Source organism: Roseibaca sp. Y0-43 (genome assembly GCF_020667835.1).
Taxonomy (GTDB): domain Bacteria; phylum Pseudomonadota; class Alphaproteobacteria; order Rhodobacterales; family Rhodobacteraceae; genus Roseinatronobacter.
In genome coordinates, this window is record NZ_JAFMPR010000003.1 from 276522 (window position 1) to 297346 (window position 20825).

Here is a 20825-nt window from a genome sequence, read left to right on the forward strand (position 1 = left end):
GGCGTCAGGGTTTGATCCACGCGAATCCGTCGCAAGGCGCATCCAGTAGCGCGGCAAGCTCTTCGTCCAGCTGCATCAGTGTGATCGACGCACCAACCATGTCGAGCGAGGTGCAGTAATGCCCCACAAGTGTCAGATGCGCGGTCGCCCCGCAGGCGGCCAAACGTTGCTGGACACGTCGGTTCAGCAGCAAAAGCTCTATCATCGGGGTGCCGCCAAGCGAATTGACCAACACCGCGACACGCTGGCCCGGCCCCAGCGCGGTGGCGGCGAAAAGCTGGTCGCATACCTCGTCGACAATGCGGTCGGCGGCGCGGTGCGGCTGGCGGGTGACGCCCGGCTCGCCATGCACACCGACGCCGAACTCCAGCTCTTGCTCGCCCAGCACGAAACTGGGGCGGCGCGTTTCCGGCATGGAGCACGGCTCTAGCGCGACGCCGATCGTGTGGCAGGCCGCATTGGCCTTGCGGGCCAGCCGCTCGACCTCTGGCAGGGGGTCCATGCGGGCACTGGCAGCCCCTGCGACCTTGAACACGAACACGTTGCCCGCCGTGCCGCGGCGCGCATCGCGATCCTCGAACCCGCTCGAGGCCACGTCGTCGGTGGTCCGTACAGAGGCGACGCTGATCCCCTCGGCCCCGGCCAGTTCGGCTGCCATGTCGAAATTCATCACGTCGCCGGTATAGTTGCCGTAGATGTAGACCACGCCTGCGCCTTGGTCGGCAAAGCGGGTGCAGGTCAGGATGCGGTCGGGCGGTGGGCTGGCAAAGACATTGCCGATGGCGACGGCATCGGCCAGACCTTGGCCCACGAAGCCCAGAAAGGACGGCTCGTGCCCCGCGCCGCCGCCGATGACCACGCCGACCTTGCCTGTCGGACGGGGTGCCTGCGCGCCAATCGCGCGGACCGTGTCGTCTATCTGGCGGATATGGCCGGGATAGGCGGCAAGCGCGCCTTCCATCGCCTCGTTCACCACGTCGCGCGGGTCGTTCAGGAACTTCTTCACAAAGGTGCGCGCCGAAGGGGGCGTGGTCGCGTCGTCTGTGCTGCCCTCGGTATCGCGGCCAGCGGCGGCATAGCGCGACAAGCGCACGTCGAGCGCCCGCAGGATGCCGTCGGCGGCGTCCGAGTCGATGACCAGCGTGGTGACATAGCCACCGCGCAGCGCGGCGAGGATGGGCTGGATCTTGTCCACGCCGGCAGCTACCAGAATCCGGGTGGGCACGCGGCGCAGGTCATCCAGCGCCAGCCCGATAAAGCGGTCCGACAACGGCCCCGTGACCGGCGTGCCTTGAGCGTCGATGAATTGCCCCGCCAAAGAGCCGACCGCGGCCACGTAAAAATCATGCTGTTGCAGCGCATTGTCGAAAAAGCCGCTGCTGTGAATGGTGGAATTGGGCCGCAGTGACGACACGCCGAACACCACCCGATCCAGCCGCGACAGGTATTGAAGCTGTTCCGCGATCACCGCTTCTTGGACAAGCATGTCACGCGCCTGTGCCGATGACACGATGGCGGGCGCGGAAATCGGCACCCGCCGCGCGCCGATATTGTCGGCAAGACGCGTCGCGCAGGATTCGGGCGAATAGGGGATCTTGGCGGTGGTTCCGCCGGTGGCCTGCACCACAGTCACATCGCGCAGCCCCTCCAACCGGGCCGCTTGCGCCATGGCCAGCATGGTGCGTCCCCATGTGATGGCTACGGTGTCGCCCGAATGCACCATTTGCGGCAACAGACCGGCGGCGGCATTTCCGACCTTTTCGATCAGCGTGCGCGCGCCACCTTGCGAGGGCACGACAAGGCAGCTTTCCAGCCCGAACTGGTCTTCCAGTGCCCGCGCAAGCGTCACCGACCGCATGTGATCGGTCGAGATCGAGATATTCACGATGCCGCGCGCCCGCGCGTCGGCAAGATAGGCATTCACGGTCGGGCGCGATGCCCCCATTTCCTCGGCGATTTCGCCTTGGGTCATGCCCTCTTGGTAATACAGCCAACTGGCCCAGAGCACCGGGTCGTCGCCGAAGCGGACCGGCGCGCGCGCGGGCGTCGGGTCGCGGGGGGAAAGGCGGCGCTTGGTTCCCGACATCAGCCTGCCCGCTCTTCCAGCGTGGCGCATATCGCATCCACGATCAGCGCGGCGGACACCGCGCCGGGGTCCAGATGCCCGATGCTGCGCTCTTGCAGGCGCGCCGCGCGCCCGCGCGTGGACATCATCGCCGCGGTTTCGTCGCGCGCCGCATTTGCGGCCCCACGCGTCAGGCTGGCAAGGCGGGTCAGCGGCTGCTCGGCGCGGGCCGCGCGCTCGGCGGCCTGTGCGGCGGGCAGCCAAACATCCAGCATTGTCTTGTCGCCCGGCTGTGCCTTGCCGCGCTTGGCAATGCCGCGCGCGAAGGCCGACAAGACCTGTCCGATCTCTGACAGGGAAAGGGGCTGTTCGCCGTCGAACAGCGTGGCCATCTCCAGAAAAGCAGAGGCATAGAGCGGGCCGACCGTGGCCCCCACTTCGGCCAGAAAGGCATGGGCCGCCTGCCGCAGCATATCGGCAGGCGCAGCATCAGGTTGTGCGCGGATCACTTTTTCAATGGCGGCAAAGCCATTCGCCATGGAAGTGCCGTGATCGCCATCGCCAATTTCGCCGTCCAGACGGCAAAGCGTTTGACGGTTTTCTTCCAGCCGGACAGAGGCAAGGAAGAAGAAATCGGTGATGAAAGACGTGTCTATGCGGTCCATGGCCGATGGTTGCGGCTTTGGCGTGCAGGTTTCAAGCACTTTCCAGCCGTGACGCGATCCCTTTTGCAAACCCTGCCAGGATCAGCGCGCAGGAACTTGCCCCGGCATCAAGCACACCCCGAGAGCGGTCGCCCAACCGTGCCGAGCGGCCGATCTTGGCGACCATGTCGAGCGTGCTGTCGCGCCCCGCGTCGGCGGCCTTGCGCATGGCGGCAAGCGCGTCGGCGAAGCTGGCACCCGCGGCGGTCTGCTCTTCGAAGGTGGTGACAGCCGGGACCAGCGCATCCAGAAGCGTCTTGTCGCCCGGTTTGGCCGCGCCGATGTCCTGCACCCCGTCCAGACCGGCGCGCAACATGGCCCCAAAGCCTGACGCGTCGATCCGCTCGGCCGTGCCAAGGCTGTCGGCCATGTCGGAAAACATCATGCCGTAAAGCGGTCCCATCGACCCGCCGATTTCCGACATCAACACATCCGACAGGGTTTGCATGGCGTCGGTCAGCGTGCCTGCCGGGTCGATCCGGTCCGATGCGCGGCCAAAGCCCTTGGCCATGTTGATGCCATGGTCGCCATCGCCGATCTTGCCGTCGATCTCTGACAACCACGCCTTGTTCTCGACGATGGTTGCCGCGATTTCCTGCACGATCCGCGCCGCGCCTGCATTGGCAATGCTGCTCATGGGTGTCTCCTCAAAATCCGGGGCAGGTGCAGTCCAGATCCAGCGCGGCTTTCAACTGCTCGTCCAGCGCCATCACCGTCAGCGTGGCCCCCACCATGTCCAGCGAGGTGAAGTAATTGCCGACATAGGGCCGCCAGACCTTCAGCCCGCGCGCTTCGATCTGGCGCTCCATCCGGTCATACAGCACGTATAGCTCGTTGATCGGCGTTGCCCCAAGGCCAGAGACAAGCACGGCGACCTCGGTTCCCTCGGGCAGGTCATGGTCATCGAGTACGATCTTGACCATGTCATCGGCCACCTGATTGGCAGAGCCAAGGTCTTCGACCCGCGCGCCCGGTTCGCCGTGATGGCCGATGCCGACCTCCATCTTGCCCGGTTCGATCTGGAAATTCGGGTGCCCGACGGCGGGCAGGGTGCACGGGCCAAGGCCCACGCCGACCGAGCGGCAATTGTCGATGGCCTTTTGCGCGGCGGCGATCACGCCCGCCAGGTCCGCGCCTTGCGCCGCCGTGGCCGCGCCGACCTTCCACATGAAGATTTCGCCCGCCACGCCGCGCCGTTTTTCGCGCTCGTCCAAGGGGGCCGAGCAGACATCGTCATTGGCGACCACGGTTTCGACCGCGATCCCGTCCTTCGCAGCCATCTTGCGGGCCATTTTCACGTTCATGTTGTCGCCGGCGTAATTGCCATACAACACCGCCACGCCCGCCCCGCCATCGGCGGCGCGGATGGCATCGTGAAAGGTCTTGGCGGTCGGGGACGAGAACAGCTCGCCCACCGCGACCGCATCGCACATGTTGCGCCCGGTATAGCCAATGAAGGCCGGTTCATGCCCAGAACCGCCGCCGGTGACGATACCCACACGGCCCGGCGTGCCCGCCCAGTTGGACATCACAACCCGGTTGTTGTCGGGCGCAAGCTTGACCATATCGCGATGGGCGCGGACAAATCCGGCGACGGTTTCATCGACGATGTCGTCGGGGTTATTGAAGAAGCGTTGCATCTGTCTTGTCCTTATTTGACGGTAAATCCGCCATCCACGATCAGGTCGGCACCGTTAATCATGCCCGCGCCATCCGAGGCGAGGAAGACGGCGGCGGCCGCGATCTCGCAGGGTTCGGCGAAACGGCCAGTGGGTATTTGCGCTTTCATCGCGTCACCCTTTGGTCCGGCCCAGGCCGCTTTGCCCAGATCGGTCAGCACCACGGTCGGCGAGAGGGAGTTGACCGTAATCCCGTGCGGCCCCCATTCCAGCGCCAGCGTCTTGGTCAGGCCGATGACCGCGAATTTCGACGCACAATAGGCAACGTGTTGGTCGATGGCGACACTGCCCGCCTGCGAGGCGAGGTTGATGATCCGTCCGCCGCCTTGTGCGATCATCTCGCGCCCGATGGCTTGCGCCACGATGAAACTGCCGGTCAGGTTTATGTCGAGCGTGCGCTGCCATGCGGCCAGCGAAATCTCTTCGGCGGGTGCCAGATCCACGATACCGGCGCTGTTGACCAAGATGTCGATGCGCCCGAAAGCCTGCTTCACCTGCGCCACGGCATTCGCGACAGAGGCGGGGTCGGCGACATTGCACTCCACGGCCAGCGCATCGGGCAGTTGCGCGGCCTTTTCGCTGGCAGCCGCTTGGTTAAGGTCCACCACCGCGACACGCACGCCCTTGGCCCCAAGGGCGTCGGCAATGGCCGCGCCGATGCCGGATGCCGCGCCAGTCACGAAGGCTGTCTTGCCGCGCAGCGGGAAATCGAAATCAACTGTTTCCGGGCCTTCAGACATGTCCCGCTCCTTTCAAATCTTGTTTTGTGGGCCGCCCGGATGCCCAGCGCATGGCGGGCGGCCCTGTCGTGTCGGATCGGACAATGCCCGATTACTGGCGCATTTCCAGCAGCGCGTCGACGTTTTCGGTGGTCACCGGGGTCCAGGGCACATTGTATTGTGCATCGGTGCCGCCGTTCCATGGCATGTCGGGATACTGCTCCCAGATGGCCGACATCGGTTCGTAATCGGGCATGACAGCCTTGATCGCCACGTCCAGCGCGCCCTGCGCCTGGGCAGAGCCGTCTTGCAGGATGGACGCCATGTCGCCGTTCTTGACGGCCATCAGCGCGTCGGTCACACCGTCGATCCCGGCGATCGCGAAGTCGTTGACGTTCAGACCGGCGCCGCGAATGGCCTCGATCGCACCGAGCGCCATTTCGTCATTCTGCCCGATCACGCCCTTGATGTTGTCGCCGTGGCGGGTCAGCCAGTTTTCCATCAGGGTTTGCGCTTCGGCGCGCGACCAGTTGGCGGTCTGCTGTTCCAGAACCGTCACATTGGGGCATTCGGCCAGTGCTTGCTGGTTGCCCTCAAGGCGCTCGATCTGGGCCGACTGGCCGATCGGGCCTTCGATGATGACCACGCCGCCTTCACAGCCGATCTGGTCCAGCACGTATTTCGCTTCCATGTAGCCCGATTGCACATCATTCGAGCCGACATAGGACAACAGCAGGTCGCTGTTCACCCGCGTATTCGACCCCACGACCGGAATGCCCGCGTCATGGGCGGCCTGCACCGCGGTCGCGCCGGCCTCGATGTCGATCGGCACGAAGATGATCGCGTCGAAGCCTTGGGTAATCATGGTTTCGAACTGTTCCTGCTGGACCAGCGCGTCATAGCGACCGTCGAACACGGTCACTTCGACCACGCCGTCGACAACGGCGGGATGCTGTTCCAGCGCGGCCGCCCAGAGCTGCATGAATTCGGCGTTCAGCCCGTAGACGGCGGCGCCAATGCGCGGCACGTCTTGCGCGACAGCCGCAGTGCCGCCCATCAGGGCCGCGGCCAGTGTCATGGTCTTGAGAAGTTTCGTCATCGTGCGTGTCCTCCCTTGGATATGGCACATTTCATCTGGTCGCCTTCGCAGTTGAAACCGCTGCCGAAGGCGGGCAGATTCTGGTAAAGGGTTGTCCGGTCAGGCGTGTTTGTGCCGCGCCTGGTCCAGCATCACGGCTGCCACGATCAGCATCCCCTTGATGACCTGCTGGTAGTAGGATTCCACCCCCATCAGGTCCAACCCGTTATTCACAACCGAAATCAGCAGCGCACCGATCAGCGTTCCCGTCACCCGGCCCACGCCGCCCGACAACGATGTGCCGCCGATGACCACCGCCGCAATCGCGTCCAGCTCATAGGCGATGCCCGCTTGCGGCAGCGCTGATCCGGTGCGCGCGGCCAGGATCATGCCGGCCAGCCCCGCCAGCGCCCCCGAGATGATGTAGACCGCCATCCGCACCCGTTTCACATTGATGCCCGACACCCGCGCGGCGTGGGGGTTGCCGCCTGCCGCGTAGACATGGCGCCCGAAGCGGGTCGAGGTCAGCACAACCAGCGCGACCACGAACACGGCGGCGAACAGCACGATGGGCATGGGAATGCCGAACAGGTCGCCCGTGCCGATATAGCGGTACTCATCGGTCAGCGACGGGACCGGGCGGCCGCCCGTGTAAAGCAATGTCAGACCGCGCGCCGCCGACAACATGCCTAGCGTCGTCACGAAAGAGGGCACGTTGAAATACGCAACCAGAACGCCATTCACCCAGCCCGCGACCATGCCCACCAGAATGCCCAGGCTGAGCGCGATGTAGAACGCATAGGGCGCTCCCGCGACCCCGGCGGTGGCAGAGGTGGTAGCCAATGACGCAGACACAACCCCCGCAAGTGCCACGACAGACCCGACCGACAGGTCGATCCCGCGTGTCAGGATCACGAAGGTCATGCCGATGGCGAGAATGCCGTTGATCGACGCCTGCCGCAGCACGTTGATGATATTGCGCTGGGTCAGGAAGAACTCATTGGCAAGCGCCAGCGCGGCGCAGACCAGCACCAGCGCGATCAGGATGCCATAGCGTTGCCCGTAATCGGCGGCGCGTGCCTTGAAATCCTGTGTGTCGGCGTTCGTGTTCATGCCTTGCTGTCCTCTTGCTCGATCTGCCCGGCTTATGCCGCCAGGTGCAGCAGTGAATTGGCCGAGAGCGCGTCGCGCCCCACTTCGCCGCTGATGCGGCCGTCGCGCAGCACGATGACCCGGTCGGCCATGCCCAGAACCTCGTCGGTTTCAGAGCTGATCATTATGACCGCGCCGCCCTTGGCCGCGAAATCCGACATCACGCGGTAGATCTCGCGCTTGGCGCCCACATCGACGCCGCGTGTCGGTTCGTCCAACAGCAGGATTCCCGGCTCTGTCAGGAACCATTTGCCCAGCACAACCTTTTGCTGGTTGCCGCCCGACAGGCCCGACACGACCAGCCGATCATTCGGGGTCTTGATGCCGAACGCCTCGATCATGCGTTGCGCGGCGCTCGCCTCTCGGGCGCGGTTCATGAAGCCCAGCTTCGACAACTCATCCAGCCGCGCCATGCAGATGTTGTCGCGCAAGTCGGCCATCAGGTTCAGGCCAGAGCCCTTGCGGTCCTCGGTCACGAAAGCCAGCCCATGCGCAATGGCGTCATTCGGGCTGGACAGGCTGACGCGCTTGCCGTTCAGCGTGATCTGGCCGCCCATATCGGGCGACAGGCCGAACAGGCGCTCGAAAATCTCGCTGCGGCCCGACCCCATCAGGCCATAGAGCGCAAGGATCTCACCACGGTGCAGGGTAAAGGAAATGTCCTTTACCCATGTTTCCGCGTTCAGGCCGTTGACCTGCAAGACCGGCTGGTCGGTGGGGGTGTTCGACTTGGCGAATTCTTCCGTCAGGGGGCGGCCCACGATCATCTCGATCAGGGCGTCGCGGGTGACATCGGCGATGGCCCCTTCGCCCACGAAGCGCCCGTCGCGGAACACGGTGTACTCATCGGCGATCTCGAATATCTCTGACAGGCGATGGCTGACATAGATGATGCCCTTGCCCTGCTCTTTCAGGCGCTTGATCGCGGCGAACAGCTCGTCCGCCTGCGCTTCGCCCAAGGCAGAGGTCGGCTCGTCCATGATGATGATTTCGGCGTTGTAGGACAGCGCCTTGGCAATCTCGACCAGCTGTAGCTCTGCGACGGTCAGGTCCATCATCAGGCTGCGCGCGGAAATGCTGAAATGCAGACTGTCGAGCAATTCCTGCGCATCGGCATTCATGCGGGCGAAATCGACGCGACCGAAAAGGCCCGTGGGTTCGCGGCCAAGGAAGATATTCTCGGCCACGCTCATGGCGGGGACGGGGCTGAGTTCCTGCTCGATGATCGACACGCCCGCGGCCAGCGCATCGGACGGGCGGGTGAACTGCGCTTCCTTGCCCAGAACGCGAATTGACCCCGCGTCGCGCGACTGGATTCCCATCACGATGGTCAGGAAGGTCGACTTGCCAGCGCCATTGCCGCCACATAGCGCATGGACCGTGCCGGGGCGCAGGGTAAAGCGCCCGTCCGACAGGGCCGCAACCCCGCCGAAAGACTTGGTCAGCCCGCGCACCTCCAGAAGCGGCTGCATGATGAGTTCCTCCCAGACCCGATCTTGGCCTTACGATGTGCCGCCGCCATATCAAATGTCAATAATAATTTAAAAAATGTCACACATGCCAAATAAAACACTGTAATAAAATGTAAAATTAAAATCCATAACTCTGGAGAACGTGAGCATTCACCCATCCAGACCGTCCACCCCGCCCGGTCTGGCCGGGCGCAAGCCGTGCGCGGCGGCAGTCTGTGCAATGGAAAAGGGCGCGCAAATCTGCGCGCCCTTGACCTGCCGACAGGGGAGAGAGGATTAGTTCGACAGCGTGAACGGGGCGGTATACTGGTCCACGTTGTCAGGCGTAATCAGCAGGCAGTCGAACAGCTGCTTTTCTTCTGCGACCATCGGCTCGCCATTCTTGATGTAGTAATCCGCCTGGATCACGGCCTCGCGCGAGAAGACGGCGACCGGTTGCAGGACCGTATACGCCATTTCGCCCGCCTTGATCGCGTCGACCGCGTCGGGGCTGCCGTCGAAACCGCCGATGATCGTGCCTTCCAGGCGGCCGGCTTCTTTCAGTGCGGCAATCGCGCCCAGCGCCATTTCGTCATTGCCAGAGATGACGGCGTCGATTTCGGGGTTCGCCTGCATGATCGACTGCATCCGGTTATAGCCTTGGGTGCGGTCCCAGTTCGCCACTTCCTCGGCGACCTTTTCCAGCCCCGGATACTGGCTGAGCACCGTGTTGTAGCCGTTAGAGCGGGTGGCCGCGTTGTTGTCCGACGGGTTGCCGAAGAATTCGACATACTTGGCTTCTTCGCCGACAATGCCCTGCCATGTCACGGCACCCAGTGCCGCGCCTTGGGCGTTGTTCGACACCAGCTGGGCAATCGCGATCCCGGCTTCGTTGATCTCGGCATTCACAAGGAACACCGGAATGCCCGCCTCGGTCGCGCGGCGCACGACACCCACGGAGCCATCGGCATTGGCCGGGTCGAGGATGATCGCGGCGGCGCCATTCGTGATTGCCGCGTCGACAAGGTTCGATTCGACATTCGTGTCGCCGCGATGGGCCGAGACATTTGCGGTATAGCCCAGCTCTTCGGCGGTCGCGCGGGCGACTTCGCCCTCGGTGAACCAATAGGGGTTGGCCGGGTCGTTGACGATGATGGAAATCAGCCCTTCGGCCCAGGCCGAGCTGGCCATCAGCGGCATCGAGACCGCAGCCGCGAGCAGCGCGCGTTTGGTAATCTTGAACATGGTTCTTCTCTCCCTTGGTGGTGTGCCGGAAACCGGCGGTTTCGCGCCGGGCCACCTTGGCCCGTGACGCCGCGAAGCTGGATCGGGGGTCAGAGCTTGAAGCCTTTTCCCCCGTATTGGATGGAGTTGAGCATGACGGCGAGCACGATCACCGCGCCGGTGAACACCGTTTGCCAGTAGGACGATACGCCGATGATGACCAAGCCCGCGCCCAGATAGACGATCACGAACGCGCCCAGAAGCGTGCCGCGAATGGTGCCGCGCCCGCCCATCAGCGATGCACCGCCAACCACAACCGCGGCGATGGCGGTCAGCTCATAGGTCGTGCCCGCCGTCGGCCCGGCAGAGGTCAGCTGCGAGCTGAGCACAAGCCCCGCGATGGCGGCGCAAATGCCCGACAGCACATAGACCCAGACCTGCACGCTGCGCACCGGAACGCCCGACAATTCGGCGGCGCGTGCATTGCCCCCGGTGGAATAGAGCCAGCGGCCAAACGGTGCGCGGGTCAGCAGCAGATGCGCGGCAAGCGCCGTGGCGGCCAGCACGAAAATGCTGATTGGCACGCCCCAAAGCCGGTTGAACCCCAGCCATTCAAAGCCGGTATTGCCAAGGCTCGGGTCGCCCGAAAGGCGGTTGAAGGTCAGCCCGTTGGTCATCAGAAGCGCCGCGCCGCGCGCCATGTACAGCGTGCCAAGCGTGGCCACGAAGGCGGGCACTTTCAAAAAGGCCACCAGAATACCGTTCACCGCGCCCACGAAAGCCCCCATCGCCAGCGCGCAGACCACCACGGCCCAGACCGGCAGATACAGGATCACCCCCAGCGATTGCAGTTCTACCCCCTGCATCAGCCAGCCCGCGAAGACGCCGCAAAGCGCAAGGGTGGATCCGACCGACAGGTCGATCCCGCCCGACAGGATGACCAGCAGCATCCCGATGGCCAACAGCCCGAAGATCGCCACTTGCGAGGTCATGGTCAGTGCGTTCGATGCCGTCAGGTAATTGGGCGACAGGAACGAGAAGATCGCGATGATCGCGATCAGCGCGAAGAAGGCCCGCCCTTCCAGCAGCAGGTGCAGCAGGTTCAGCCCTTGTTTTGGGGCGGCTTGGGCCGTCGCATCTGTGGTGCGGTCTGACATGGTTTCGTCCCTCATGCGTCTGTCAGGCAACCAGGCTTTCGCCCGAGGCGGCCATGATCGCTTCCTTGGTGGCATCGGCGGTGAACTCGGCCGAAATCCGGCCCCGGCGCATGACGATCACACGATGCGCGATGGACAGGCATTCGCCCACTTCGGACGTGGTATAGACCACCGCCATTCCCGCGCGCGCGTGGTCGGAAAGGATGCGGAACACCTCTGCCTTGGCGCCGATGTCAATGCCGCGTGACGGCTCGTCCAGCAGCATGACCGATGGCTTCGTGGCGATCATCTTGCCGATGACGACCTTTTGCTGGTTGCCGCCCGACAGCGACCCGATGGGCGCATCCGGGCCGTCGGTCTTGACCGTGACCTCCCGAATGGCGCGGTCGATGATCGCACGCTCGTCGGCGCTACGCGTGAACAATCCGCGTGTGAAATTCCCGATAGAGGCCAGCGACAGGTTGCGGCCCACGGTCATGGTTTGCACCAGCCCGTCGCGCTGCCGGTCCTCTGGCACCAGCACAAGCCCAGCCGCGATCCGCTGTGCAATGCTCAGCTCGTCTATGTCGCGGCCATGTAGCAGGATTTGCCCCTCGGCGCGCGGCAAGCGCCCGGCGGCGCATTCCATCAACTCTGTGCGCCCCGCGCCCATCAGGCCGTAGATGCAGACGATCTCTCCCGCCTTGACCGACAGGTCTATGCGGTTGACCGCCATGCCACCCGCCGCGCCGGGCACAGAAACGCCGCGCAACTCCAGCGCGGGCGTGCCCATCGCGTAGCCGGTGGGCGGCTGGCCAAGGTCGAAATTCTCGCCCACCATGTTTCGCACGATCCATTCCAGGTCGATCTCGGCGCGCGGGGCATAGGCGGTCATCACACCGTCACGCAGCACGACAGCATGGTCGGTGATCGTCAGCGCTTCTTCCAGGTGGTGCGAGATATAGACGATCGACACGCCCCGCGCTTTCAGGTCGCGGATGACCTTGAACAGCACCTCGACCTCTGACGCGGATAGCGCCGATGTGGGTTCATCCATAATCAGAATGCGCGAATTGACCGACAGGGCGCGCGCGATCTCGACGATCTGCTGCTGGCCCAGCCGCAAATCCTCGACCGGGGTCAGCGGGTCGATGTCTTCTTCCAGCTCGCGCATCAGGGCGCGGGTCTGGCGCTCTTCCTCGGCGTAATCGACACCGCTTTTGCCCATGATCTCGCGGCCCAGAAAGATATTGTCGCGCACGTTCATATTCGGCGCGAGGCTAAGCTCTTGGTGGATGATCGAGATTCCGTTGCGCTGGGCGTCGACGGTCGACGACAACTCCAAAGGGCGTCCGTCGAGGATCAACTCGCCGCTGCTGGGGCGCTGCACACCCGACAGGATTTTCATCAGCGTGGATTTGCCTGCGCCGTTTTCGCCGAAGAGTGTTGTCACTTGCCCCCGGTGCACATCGAAATTCACGCCCTTCAGCGCGCGCACGGCCCCGAAATTCTTGGCGACATTGCGCGCGGCCAGCACCACTTCCGACGCATCGGGGCGGGCAGAGGGGGTTTCGTCATGCCGGGGCGTGGTCATTGCCGCACCTCGAAGGCGACAGGAGTAATCAGCCAATTCTTGGGGTTTATCATGGTGAACGCGCCGGTCAGCGACACGGTCGCACCGTTGAGCGCATCGCGATCCAGATCGTTCAGGGTTTCGGCGGACATGGCGCGATTAATGCCCGCGCCCGCATCCTGATATTCGATCTGGTTGGTGAAATCGCCAAAGGCAATGTCGCCCACCACATCGCGCAGTTCCGTTCCGTTGATGGCCGGGCCGGTCTGCACCCGGATGGTCATGCCGTCGGGCAAGCCATCGACCGCAACCGGAAAGATCCCCGAGCGCCCTTCGCCCAGAACCCCCGTCACGCTGACCGCAAGCACCGGGAAGGCGCCTGCCATCGTGCCATAGTCGGCAATCGCGGCGGCGCGATCCTCTGCCAGAGCGTTTGCCATTGTCGCGGCATCGGGGGCGCGGTCCAGAACGAACTCGCGAATGCGCGGAAATTCACGCTGGCCGAATTGATCGGGGTCGAAAGCCTGCTGGCGCAGATCGTTATCCGACCCGATGCGCACCACGGTGGTGTCCAGCGCCATTGCCCCCAGCAGCAGCACCCCGGCTGCGCCCAGCACCAAGCCGCGACGCCCTAGCCGTGCCTTGCGAAACTGCGTTGCGCTGGTCGTTGCCATCGCGATCCTCCCTCGCCCCGTCGAAGCCGGGGTTTGCCCTGTATCTTGCGCGACGCTCCCCGCTCCTCGATTCGGGTGTGCCGCCTGTGCTGCGCCCGCTTGGAGCGACAACTTGTCACGACCATAGATGAAAAAATTTGCTCTGTCTGCAAAAAATTTCACACGCTGCGAAAATCTGTGCTAGAACGTAACTCCCGCGGGTTTGACGCGGGCTGGAGGACTGCAAGAGGGGCATGGCAAGATGACGGGCCACCACGACACCGCACGGAACTTGTGCCATGGCTGACCCGCAAGACATCATCATCGGGGTTGATGCGGGGACATCGGTGCTCAAGGCCGTGGCCTTTACGCTGTCGGGCGCGCAGATCGCCGTGTCTTCGGTGCGCAACAGCTACAAGACCGGGGCCGATGGCCGTGCGACACAGGACATGACCCGCACATGGGCCGATTGCGCCGCCGCCCTGCGCGGGCTGGCGGACCATGTGCCGAATCTTGCCGCGCGCACCGCCGCGATTGCGCTGACGGGGCAGGGCGATGGCACATGGCTGGTCGGGGCCGCCAACGCGCCAGTGGGCGACGCGTGGTTGTGGCTGGATGCCCGCGCCGCGCCCACGGTTCGCAAACTTGCGCGTGGAGAGGCTGAGCGCGCACGCTTCAGCGCAACGGGAACCGGGCTGAACACCTGTCAGCAGGGCAGCCAGTTGGCCCATATGCAAGCGACCGCGCCAGAGCTGTTGGCACAGGCAGAGGTCGCGCTGCATTGCAAGGATTGGCTGTATCTGAACCTGACCGGCATTCGCGCCACCGACCCGTCCGAAGCCAGTTTCACCTTCGGTAATTTCCGCACCCGGCGCTATGACGACACGGTGCTGGACGCGCTTGGACTGACCGCTCGGCGCGCGCTTTTGCCGGACATCGTCGATGGCACGCAGCTGACGCACCCGCTGACCGAAGCCGCCGCGCAGGCGACGGGGTTGCGCGCGGGCACGCCCGTGTCGCTTGGCTATGTCGACATGGTCATGACCGCGCTGGGCGCGGGCGTGCATACCGGCGATGCCGGTGCCGCCTGTTCCACCATCGGGTCCACCGGGGTGCATATGCGCGCCGTCGCCGCGCAGGATGTGCATCTGAACGCCGAGGGCACGGGCTATGTGATCTGCCTGCCGGTTCCGGGGCTTGTGACACAGGTGCAGACCAATATGGCGGCCACGCTCAATATCGACTGGGTGTTGGGTTTGGCGCAGGACGTGGTCGCGCAACTGGGTGTGGCGACCGACCATGCCGCGCTGGTCGCCCGCATCGACGACTGGCTGGCGCAAAGCCGGGCCGGGGCGGTGGTCTATCATCCCTATATCTCTGATGCGGGGGAACGCGGCCCCTTTGTCGATGCCGACGCCCGCGCCAGCCTGATCGGGCTAAGCGCCGGGCATCGGTATCCCGATCTTGTGCGCGCCGTGATCGAAGGGTTGGCCATGGCCGCGCGGGATTGCTACGCCGCCATGGGGCAGATGCCGCGCGAGTTGCGCCTGACGGGCGGCGCCGCGCGCTCTGCCGCGCTGCGCGGGGTTCTGGCGGCGGCCCTGAACACGCCCGTGCGGGTCAGCGACCGGGCCGAGGCGGGGGCTGCGGGTTGTGCGATGATGGCCGCTGTCGCCATCGGGGTCTATCCGGGTATGGACGCCTGCATCGCGGAATGGACGACCCCGCTTCTGGGTGCGCCCGACCTGCCCGCCCCCGAACTTGTTGGAACCTATGACGCGCTCTTTGCGTCCTATTGCGCGTCGCGCCAAGCCTTGCAGCCCGTCTGGGCGCAAATGGCCACGGCGCGCGCAACTGAAAGGTAGTTGCCATGACATATACACGCGATGTCGATCTGTTCGTGATCGGGGGCGGAATAAACGGGGCCGGAATTGCCCGCGACGCGGCAGGCCGTGGCCTGAGCGTGGTTCTGTGCGAGAAGGACGATCTGGCCGAAGGCACCTCGTCGCGGTCGGGCAAGCTGGTGCATGGCGGCTTGCGCTACCTTGAATATTACGAATTCCGGCTGGTGCGCGAGGCACTGATCGAGCGCGAGGTCTTGATGAACGCGGCCCCGCATATCATCTGGCCCATGCGCTTCGTATTGCCGCACAGCCCCGCCGACCGCCCCGCCTGGTTGGTGCGGTTGGGCCTGTTCCTGTATGACAATCTTGGCGGCCGCAAGAAACTGCCCGGCACCCGCGTTCTGGACCTGCGCCGCGATCCGGAGGGCGCCGCGATCAAGGACAAATACACCAAGGGGTTTGAATATTCCGACTGTTGGGTCGATGACGCGCGGCTTGTGGTGCTGAACGCGATCGACGCGGCAGAGCGCGGGGCAGAGGTGTTGACCCGCACCCCCGCCATTGCCGCGCGGCGCGAGAATGGCGCGTGGCTCGTCACCACCCGCAACAGCCTGACCGGCGAGACGCGCGAGTATCGCGCGCGGATGATTATCAACGCCGCCGGGCCTTGGGTGACGGATGTGCTGACCCGCGTCGCCGGGTCGAACAGTGCACGCAATGTCCGCCTTGTGAAAGGCAGCCATATCGTCGTGCCCAAGTTCTGGAAGGGTGAGAATGCCTATCTGGTGCAGAACCATGACAAGCGGGTCATCTTCATCAACCCCTATGAGCGCGACAAGGCGCTGATCGGCACAACCGACATCCCTTACGAAGGACGCGCCGAGGATGTCGCGGTGGATGAAAGCGAGATCCAGTATCTGCTGGATGCCGTGAACCTTTACTTCAAGGAAGAACTGACCCGCGCCGATGTGGAAAGCAGCTTCTCGGGCGTGCGGCCCTTGTTCGACGACGGCAAGGGCAACCCGTCTGCGGTCACGCGCGACTACGTCTTTGACGTGGACGAAACCGGCGGCGCGCCCATGCTGAACATCTTCGGCGGCAAGATCACCACGTATCGCGAATTGGCAGAGCGCGGGATGCACAAGGTCAAACGCTTCTTCCCCAAGATGGGGGGTGACTGGACCGCGACAGCGCCCATGCCCGGCGGCGATATGCCCAAGGCGGATTACGAAGCGTTCCGCGGCTGGATGAAGGCCACCTATCCGTGGATGCCGCGCAGCCTGCGGCGGCATTATGGCCGCCTCTATGGCACCCGTATTGCCATGATCGTGGGCGATGCAACATCTGTCGCGGGGCTGGGGCGGCATTTTGGCGGCGATTTGTACGAGGCAGAGGTCAGCTACCTGATGCGGCATGAATGGGCACAGACGCCCGAAGACATCCTTTGGCGGCGCACCAAGCACCGGCTGCATCTGTCCGAGGACGAGCAAGCCGCTTTCGCCGAATGGCTCACCGCCCATGCAGAGGCCGCCTGATGCCGCTGACACTGTCGCTGAACACCAACCCGCTGGTCAACCGTTTTGCTGAACCCGACGACCTGATCGACGCTATCACCCGCGACATCGGCATTCGCGACATCCAGCTGACGCATGAGTTCATCAACCCAAGCTGGCCCGCGCCGGTCATTCGCCGCCTGACGCGCGACATGGGCCGCGCGCTGGCACGCAGCGGCGGGCGGGTCACGTCGGGCATGACCGGACCCTATGGGCGGCTGAACCATTTCGGCCACCCCGATGCGGATGTGCGGCGCTATTATATCGACTGGTTCAAGACCTTTGCCGATATCATCGGCGAACTGGGCGGCACGTCCGTGGGCACGCAATTCGCCATTCTGACCTATCGCGATTACGACGACCCGGCCCGGCGCGAGGCGTTGACCCAGACAGCGATCGACGCCTGGGCAGAGGTGGCGGAACACGCCAAGGCCGCCGGTCTGGAATATGTGTTCTGGGAACCGATGAGCATAGGCCGTGAATTCGGCGAAACCATCGCGGCCAGCATGGCGCTGCAAGATCGGCTGACGGCGGCAGATATGGCCGTGCCGATGTGGATGATGGCCGATATCGACCATGGCGATGTGACCTCGCCCAACCCCGATGACACGGACCCCTATGCCTGGGCACGGGCCGTGCCGCGCGTGTCGCCTATCATCCATATCAAGCAATCCATGATGGACAAATCCGGCCACCGGCCCTTCACCGCGGACTACAACGCCAAGGGCGCGATCCAGCCGGCCCCGCTGCTGGCGGCTTTTGCCGAAGGCGGTGCGCGCGACAACGAAATTTGCCTGGAGCTGTCCTTCAAGGAACGCGAACCGAATGACCGGCAGGTCATCGCGCAGATTGCCGAGAGCGTTGCCTTCTGGGCCCCGCATATCGACACGGGCGCGGCGGACCTGACGGTATGAGCTGCGACGCCGCCGCGCTTGCCAAGGCGGTCGGGCTTGGGGCATTGCCAAAGGGGTTGTTTGCAAAAGGGTCATGCCGATGAAGGATTGGAGCGCCAGCGAGATCGAGCATTCGCTCGCCATTCGGGCGGCATGGCTGCATTACGTTGGCGGATTGCGGCAGGCCGAGGTTGCGAAGCGGCTGGGCGTGCCCTCGGTCAAGGCGCACAGGCTGATCCAGAAGGCCGTGGCCGAAGGGGCGGTCAAGGTCAGCATCGAAGGCGACATGGTCGAATGCGTGGAGCTGGAAGCGGCGCTGTGCGAACGCTTCGGGCTTGCAACCTGCGAAGTCGCCCCCTGCCTGGAAGAAGACGGCCTGCCGCTGCGCGCGCTGGGCGCGGCCGGCGCGTCGTGGTTGCGCCGCTGCCTGGAGCAGGGCGAAGACACCACCATCGGCATCAGCCATGGTCGCACCCTGACCGCCGCCGTGCGCAGCCTGTCGCATCTGTCCTTGCCGGACCTGCGCTTCGTGTCGCTGCTGGGCGGCCTGACCCGCAATTTCGCCGCCAACCCGCATGATGTGATGCACCTGCTGGCCGAAAAGACCGGCGCGCAGGCCTATGTCATGCCGGTCCCCTTCTTTGCCAACTCGGTCGAGGATCGCGCCGTTTTGCTGGCGCAGCGCGGGATCGCCGATGTGCTGACCATGGCGGAAAACGCCTCTCTCAAGCTAGTCGGCATTGGTACCGTGTCATTCGAGGCGCAACTGGTCGTCTCTGGCCTGATCCAGAAATCCGAGATCGAGGCGATCTCTGCCGATGGCGGCTTGGGCGAAATGCTGGGTCACTTCTTCGACGCGTCGGGCCATATCATCGACACGGCCCTGACGAAACGCACCATCGCCGCCTCGCTCGGGTCCGGGCCGGGGGCGGGCGGGCGTATCGTGGCGCTGGCGGGCGGCCCTCACAAGGTGGCCGCCATCAGCGCGGTGCTCAACAGTGGCAGGCTGCACGGCCTGATTACCGACGAAAACACCGCGCGCGCGTTGCTGGCCTAGTAGGACTTGGCCATAACCGCCAAGGATTTGGCGCGGATCTTCTCGGCCTGTCCTGCGGTGCCGAAAGCGTCGAACTTGATGATGCACTGCGCCGTCATCGCATCCATCGCGGGCTTCAGATACTTGCGCGGGTCGAATTCCTCGGGCTTCGAGGTGAACACTTCGCGGATCGCGGCGGTCGCGGCCATGCGCAGGTCGGTGTCGATATTCACCTTGCGCACGCCATGGCGGATGCCGCGCTGAATCTCTTCCAGCGGCACGCCCCATGTGGGCTTCATCTGGCCACCATGGGCGTTGATTTTCTCGCGCAGGTCTTCGGGCACAGAGGACGATCCGTGCATCACCAGATGGGTGTTGGGCAGACGCTTGTTGATCGCCTCGATCACGTCCATGGCCAGCACGTCGCCATCGGGTTCGCGGGTGAACTTATACGCGCCGTGGCTGGTGCCCATGGCAACCGCCAGCGCATCGACGCCGGTTTCGGCCACGAAGCGCTCTGCTTCTTCGGGGTCGGTCAGAAGCTGGTCATGGCTCAGCTTCTCGGTCGCGCCATGGCCGTCTTCCTGATCGCCCATGCCGGTTTCCAGCGACCCCAGGACGCCCAGCTCGCCCTCGACCGAAACACCGGCCGCATGGGCCATCTGCACCACGGCGCGGGTAATGCCGACGTTATAGGCGTAATCGGCGGGGGTGGTGCCATCCTCCATCAAAGAGCCGTCCATCATGACCGATGTGAACCCGTGCTGGATCGCGGTCACGCAGGTGCCCAGATTGTTGCCATGGTCCAGATGCATACAGACGGGGATGTGCGGATAAATCTCGACCAGCGCGTCGATCAGCTTGGCCAGAACCGTGTCATTGGCATAAGCCCGCGCGCCCCGGCTGGCTTGCAAGATCACGGGAGAGCCGGTCTTGTCGGCGGCGGCCATGATCGCCAGCCCCTGCTCCATGTTCGACATGTTGAATGCGGGCACGCCATAGCCGTTTTCGGCGGCGTGATCGAGAAGTTGGCGCAGGGTGATGCGGGCCATTGTCAGAACTCCGGTGTTTGGGAAAGATAATCGGAAACGGTCGCCACCTCGGACGCGGCACCGAAGACCAACGGCACACGGGCGTGGTTGTCCTGTGGCGTAAGGTCCAGAATAGGGTTTTGACCATCGGTTGCGGCCCCGCCTGCCTGTTCCATGAGGTAGGCGATGGGAAAGGCCTCGTAGGGCAGGCGCAGAAAGCCGTCCTTGTAGCCCGCGCGCGCGTCGGCGGGATACATGAACATGCCGCCACGGCGCAAAATGCGGTGCAAATCGCCCACGGCAGCGGCAATCCAGCGCATGTTGAAATTGCGCCCGCGGGGGCCGTCCTCCCCGGCCAGCAGGTCGGCGACATAGTGTTGCAGCCCCGGCACCCAATGCCGCTGGTTCGACGCGTTATAGGCAATCGTGCTGGCGGTGTCCTTGACTCGCACATCCGGCGCATCGACATGGAACTGGCCGCCGACAGGGTCCAGCGTGGCGATATGCACGCCCGCCCCCGTAGAAAAGCCGAAATCCACCGAATGGCCAAAGCTGACATAGGCGGCGGCGATCATTTCCCGGCCCTTGCGCCGGAAATGGCCCTGCGCCGGGAAGATCGCGAATAGCGCACCCAGCGGCGCGCCGATGCCGATGCTCCCAGACCCGTCAATCGGGTCCATCGCGACATCGAACCGCCCGGTCGGGGTCAGCGCGATGATGTCCTGCGCTTCCTCCGACAGAACGGTGGCGACCGACTGGCCTTGCAGCACGGTCAGCATGTGGTGATGTGCGCCCATGTCCAGCGCCTTTTGCGTGTCACCGGACTGGTTCGTGCCCACGACCGCGTTAGGGTTGCCGGTCAACCGCCCTTGGGCAAGCCGCCCGGCCAGCGCCTTGCTGCCCTCGGCCAGTGCCACCAGCAGCGCGCGCAAATCCGCATCGCCGCAATGCTGCTGCAAGAAGGCTGCCAGCGTCGGTGCGGTGATCGGTTCGTCGGTCGGCAGATGCAGGGGGTGCGTCATCGTCAAATCCCA

General features: G+C 64.3%; 18 protein-coding genes. 4 read left to right on the forward strand and 14 right to left on the reverse strand.

Annotation, left to right across the window (positions count from 1 at the left end):
* Nucleotides 1-4: 4 nt before the first annotated feature.
* The 12 genes from J1C52_RS05480 to J1C52_RS05535 all read right to left on the reverse strand — a co-directional run bounded on the left by J1C52_RS05480 (nucleotide 5) and on the right by J1C52_RS05535 (nucleotide 13455).
* A complete protein-coding gene (locus J1C52_RS05480) occupies nucleotides 5-2086 on the reverse strand; it encodes a bifunctional sugar-binding transcriptional regulator/dihydroxyacetone kinase subunit DhaK (protein WP_227426916.1) in 2082 nt (693 codons plus the stop codon).
* Nucleotides 2086-2730, reverse strand: a complete 645-nt coding sequence (gene dhaL / locus J1C52_RS05485) for a dihydroxyacetone kinase subunit DhaL (protein ID WP_227426917.1) — start codon at nucleotides 2728-2730, stop codon at nucleotides 2086-2088. The genes J1C52_RS05480 and dhaL (J1C52_RS05485) overlap by 1 nt, the downstream gene beginning before the upstream one ends.
* A gap of 31 nt (nucleotides 2731-2761) precedes the next feature.
* A complete protein-coding gene (gene dhaL, locus J1C52_RS05490) occupies nucleotides 2762-3406 on the reverse strand; it encodes a dihydroxyacetone kinase subunit DhaL (RefSeq protein WP_227426918.1) in 645 nt (214 codons plus the stop codon).
* A gap of 10 nt (nucleotides 3407-3416) precedes the next feature.
* Nucleotides 3417-4409: a dihydroxyacetone kinase subunit DhaK gene (locus J1C52_RS05495; RefSeq protein WP_227426919.1), complete on the reverse strand. Its 993-nt coding sequence runs from the start codon at nucleotides 4407-4409 to the stop codon at nucleotides 3417-3419.
* A gap of 11 nt (nucleotides 4410-4420) precedes the next feature.
* Nucleotides 4421-5188, reverse strand: coding sequence for a GolD/DthD family dehydrogenase (locus J1C52_RS05500; protein ID WP_227426920.1), 768 nt, complete (start codon nucleotides 5186-5188; stop codon nucleotides 4421-4423).
* Nucleotides 5189-5279: 91 nt separating this feature from the next.
* Nucleotides 5280-6266: a substrate-binding domain-containing protein gene (locus tag J1C52_RS05505; RefSeq protein ID WP_227426921.1), complete on the reverse strand. Its 987-nt coding sequence runs from the start codon at nucleotides 6264-6266 to the stop codon at nucleotides 5280-5282.
* A 99-nt stretch (nucleotides 6267-6365) separates the two neighbouring features.
* A complete protein-coding gene (locus tag J1C52_RS05510; RefSeq protein ID WP_227426922.1) occupies nucleotides 6366-7358 on the reverse strand; it encodes an ABC transporter permease in 993 nt (330 codons plus the stop codon).
* Nucleotides 7359-7390: 32 nt separating this feature from the next.
* Nucleotides 7391-8869, reverse strand: coding sequence for a sugar ABC transporter ATP-binding protein (locus J1C52_RS05515; RefSeq protein WP_227426923.1), 1479 nt, complete (start codon nucleotides 8867-8869; stop codon nucleotides 7391-7393).
* Between the two features lie 276 nt (nucleotides 8870-9145).
* Nucleotides 9146-10093 carry a D-ribose ABC transporter substrate-binding protein gene (locus J1C52_RS05520; protein WP_227426924.1) on the reverse strand — a complete coding sequence of 316 codons (948 nt, stop codon included), beginning with the start codon at nucleotides 10091-10093 and terminating at the stop codon, nucleotides 9146-9148.
* Between the two features lie 89 nt (nucleotides 10094-10182).
* A complete protein-coding gene (locus J1C52_RS05525) occupies nucleotides 10183-11229 on the reverse strand; it encodes an ABC transporter permease (protein WP_227426925.1) in 1047 nt (348 codons plus the stop codon).
* A gap of 22 nt (nucleotides 11230-11251) precedes the next feature.
* Nucleotides 11252-12802, reverse strand: coding sequence for a sugar ABC transporter ATP-binding protein (locus J1C52_RS05530; protein ID WP_227426926.1), 1551 nt, complete (start codon nucleotides 12800-12802; stop codon nucleotides 11252-11254).
* On the reverse strand, nucleotides 12799-13455 hold the full coding sequence (locus tag J1C52_RS05535; RefSeq protein ID WP_227426927.1) for a DUF2291 family protein: 657 nt from the start codon (nucleotides 13453-13455) through the stop codon (nucleotides 12799-12801). The genes J1C52_RS05530 and J1C52_RS05535 overlap by 4 nt, the downstream gene beginning before the upstream one ends.
* Nucleotides 13456-13733: 278 nt before the next feature.
* Here J1C52_RS05535 and J1C52_RS05540 point away from each other — a divergent pair, with 278 nt between their 5' ends.
* The 4 genes from J1C52_RS05540 to J1C52_RS05555 all read left to right on the forward strand — a co-directional run bounded on the left by J1C52_RS05540 (nucleotide 13734) and on the right by J1C52_RS05555 (nucleotide 18781).
* Nucleotides 13734-15299 carry an FGGY-family carbohydrate kinase gene (locus J1C52_RS05540; RefSeq protein ID WP_227426928.1) on the forward strand — a complete coding sequence of 522 codons (1566 nt, stop codon included), beginning with the start codon at nucleotides 13734-13736 and terminating at the stop codon, nucleotides 15297-15299.
* 5 nt (nucleotides 15300-15304) lie between these two features.
* On the forward strand, nucleotides 15305-16813 hold the full coding sequence (locus J1C52_RS05545) for a glycerol-3-phosphate dehydrogenase (protein ID WP_227426929.1): 1509 nt from the start codon (nucleotides 15305-15307) through the stop codon (nucleotides 16811-16813).
* Nucleotides 16813-17745: a sugar phosphate isomerase/epimerase family protein gene (locus J1C52_RS05550; protein WP_227426930.1), complete on the forward strand. Its 933-nt coding sequence runs from the start codon at nucleotides 16813-16815 to the stop codon at nucleotides 17743-17745. The genes J1C52_RS05545 and J1C52_RS05550 overlap by 1 nt, the downstream gene beginning before the upstream one ends.
* Before the next feature lie 79 nt (nucleotides 17746-17824).
* Nucleotides 17825-18781 (forward strand): sugar-binding transcriptional regulator, encoded by a 957-nt coding sequence (locus J1C52_RS05555; protein ID WP_227426931.1) that lies wholly within the window; start codon nucleotides 17825-17827, stop codon nucleotides 18779-18781.
* Here J1C52_RS05555 and fba read toward each other — a convergent pair.
* On the reverse strand, nucleotides 18778-19812 hold the full coding sequence (fba, locus tag J1C52_RS05560) for a class II fructose-bisphosphate aldolase (RefSeq protein WP_227426932.1): 1035 nt from the start codon (nucleotides 19810-19812) through the stop codon (nucleotides 18778-18780). The genes J1C52_RS05555 and fba overlap by 4 nt on opposite strands.
* A gap of 2 nt (nucleotides 19813-19814) precedes the next feature.
* A complete protein-coding gene (locus tag J1C52_RS05565) occupies nucleotides 19815-20813 on the reverse strand; it encodes a class 1 fructose-bisphosphatase (RefSeq protein ID WP_227426933.1) in 999 nt (332 codons plus the stop codon).
* Nucleotides 20814-20825: the final 12 nt, after the last annotated feature.

Bases quoted from the DNA above. Each gene is read 5' to 3' on its own strand.
- J1C52_RS05545 (WP_227426929.1), top strand. From the start codon at position 15,305: ATGACATATACACGCGATGTCGATCTGTTCGTGATCGGGGGCGGAATA.
- J1C52_RS05495 (WP_227426919.1), bottom strand. From the start codon at position 4,409: ATGCAACGCTTCTTCAATAACCCCGACGACATCGTCGATGAAACCGTC.
- dhaL (WP_227426918.1), bottom strand. From the start codon at position 3,406: ATGAGCAGCATTGCCAATGCAGGCGCGGCGCGGATCGTGCAGGAAATC.
- J1C52_RS05535 (WP_227426927.1), bottom strand. From the start codon at position 13,455: ATGGCAACGACCAGCGCAACGCAGTTTCGCAAGGCACGGCTAGGGCGT.
- J1C52_RS05510 (WP_227426922.1), bottom strand. From the start codon at position 7,358: ATGAACACGAACGCCGACACACAGGATTTCAAGGCACGCGCCGCCGAT.
- J1C52_RS05540 (WP_227426928.1), top strand. From the start codon at position 13,734: ATGGCTGACCCGCAAGACATCATCATCGGGGTTGATGCGGGGACATCG.
- dhaL (WP_227426917.1), bottom strand. From the start codon at position 2,730: ATGGACCGCATAGACACGTCTTTCATCACCGATTTCTTCTTCCTTGCC.
- J1C52_RS05515 (WP_227426923.1), bottom strand. From the start codon at position 8,869: ATGCAGCCGCTTCTGGAGGTGCGCGGGCTGACCAAGTCTTTCGGCGGG.
- J1C52_RS05525 (WP_227426925.1), bottom strand. From the start codon at position 11,229: ATGTCAGACCGCACCACAGATGCGACGGCCCAAGCCGCCCCAAAACAA.
- J1C52_RS05520 (WP_227426924.1), bottom strand. From the start codon at position 10,093: ATGTTCAAGATTACCAAACGCGCGCTGCTCGCGGCTGCGGTCTCGATG.
- J1C52_RS05555 (WP_227426931.1), top strand. From the start codon at position 17,825: ATGAAGGATTGGAGCGCCAGCGAGATCGAGCATTCGCTCGCCATTCGG.
- J1C52_RS05480 (WP_227426916.1), bottom strand. From the start codon at position 2,086: ATGTCGGGAACCAAGCGCCGCCTTTCCCCCCGCGACCCGACGCCCGCG.
- J1C52_RS05550 (WP_227426930.1), top strand. From the start codon at position 16,813: ATGCCGCTGACACTGTCGCTGAACACCAACCCGCTGGTCAACCGTTTT.
- J1C52_RS05500 (WP_227426920.1), bottom strand. From the start codon at position 5,188: ATGTCTGAAGGCCCGGAAACAGTTGATTTCGATTTCCCGCTGCGCGGC.
- fba (WP_227426932.1), bottom strand. From the start codon at position 19,812: ATGGCCCGCATCACCCTGCGCCAACTTCTCGATCACGCCGCCGAAAAC.
- J1C52_RS05505 (WP_227426921.1), bottom strand. From the start codon at position 6,266: ATGACGAAACTTCTCAAGACCATGACACTGGCCGCGGCCCTGATGGGC.
- J1C52_RS05530 (WP_227426926.1), bottom strand. From the start codon at position 12,802: ATGACCACGCCCCGGCATGACGAAACCCCCTCTGCCCGCCCCGATGCG.
- J1C52_RS05565 (WP_227426933.1), bottom strand. From the start codon at position 20,813: ATGACGCACCCCCTGCATCTGCCGACCGACGAACCGATCACCGCACCG.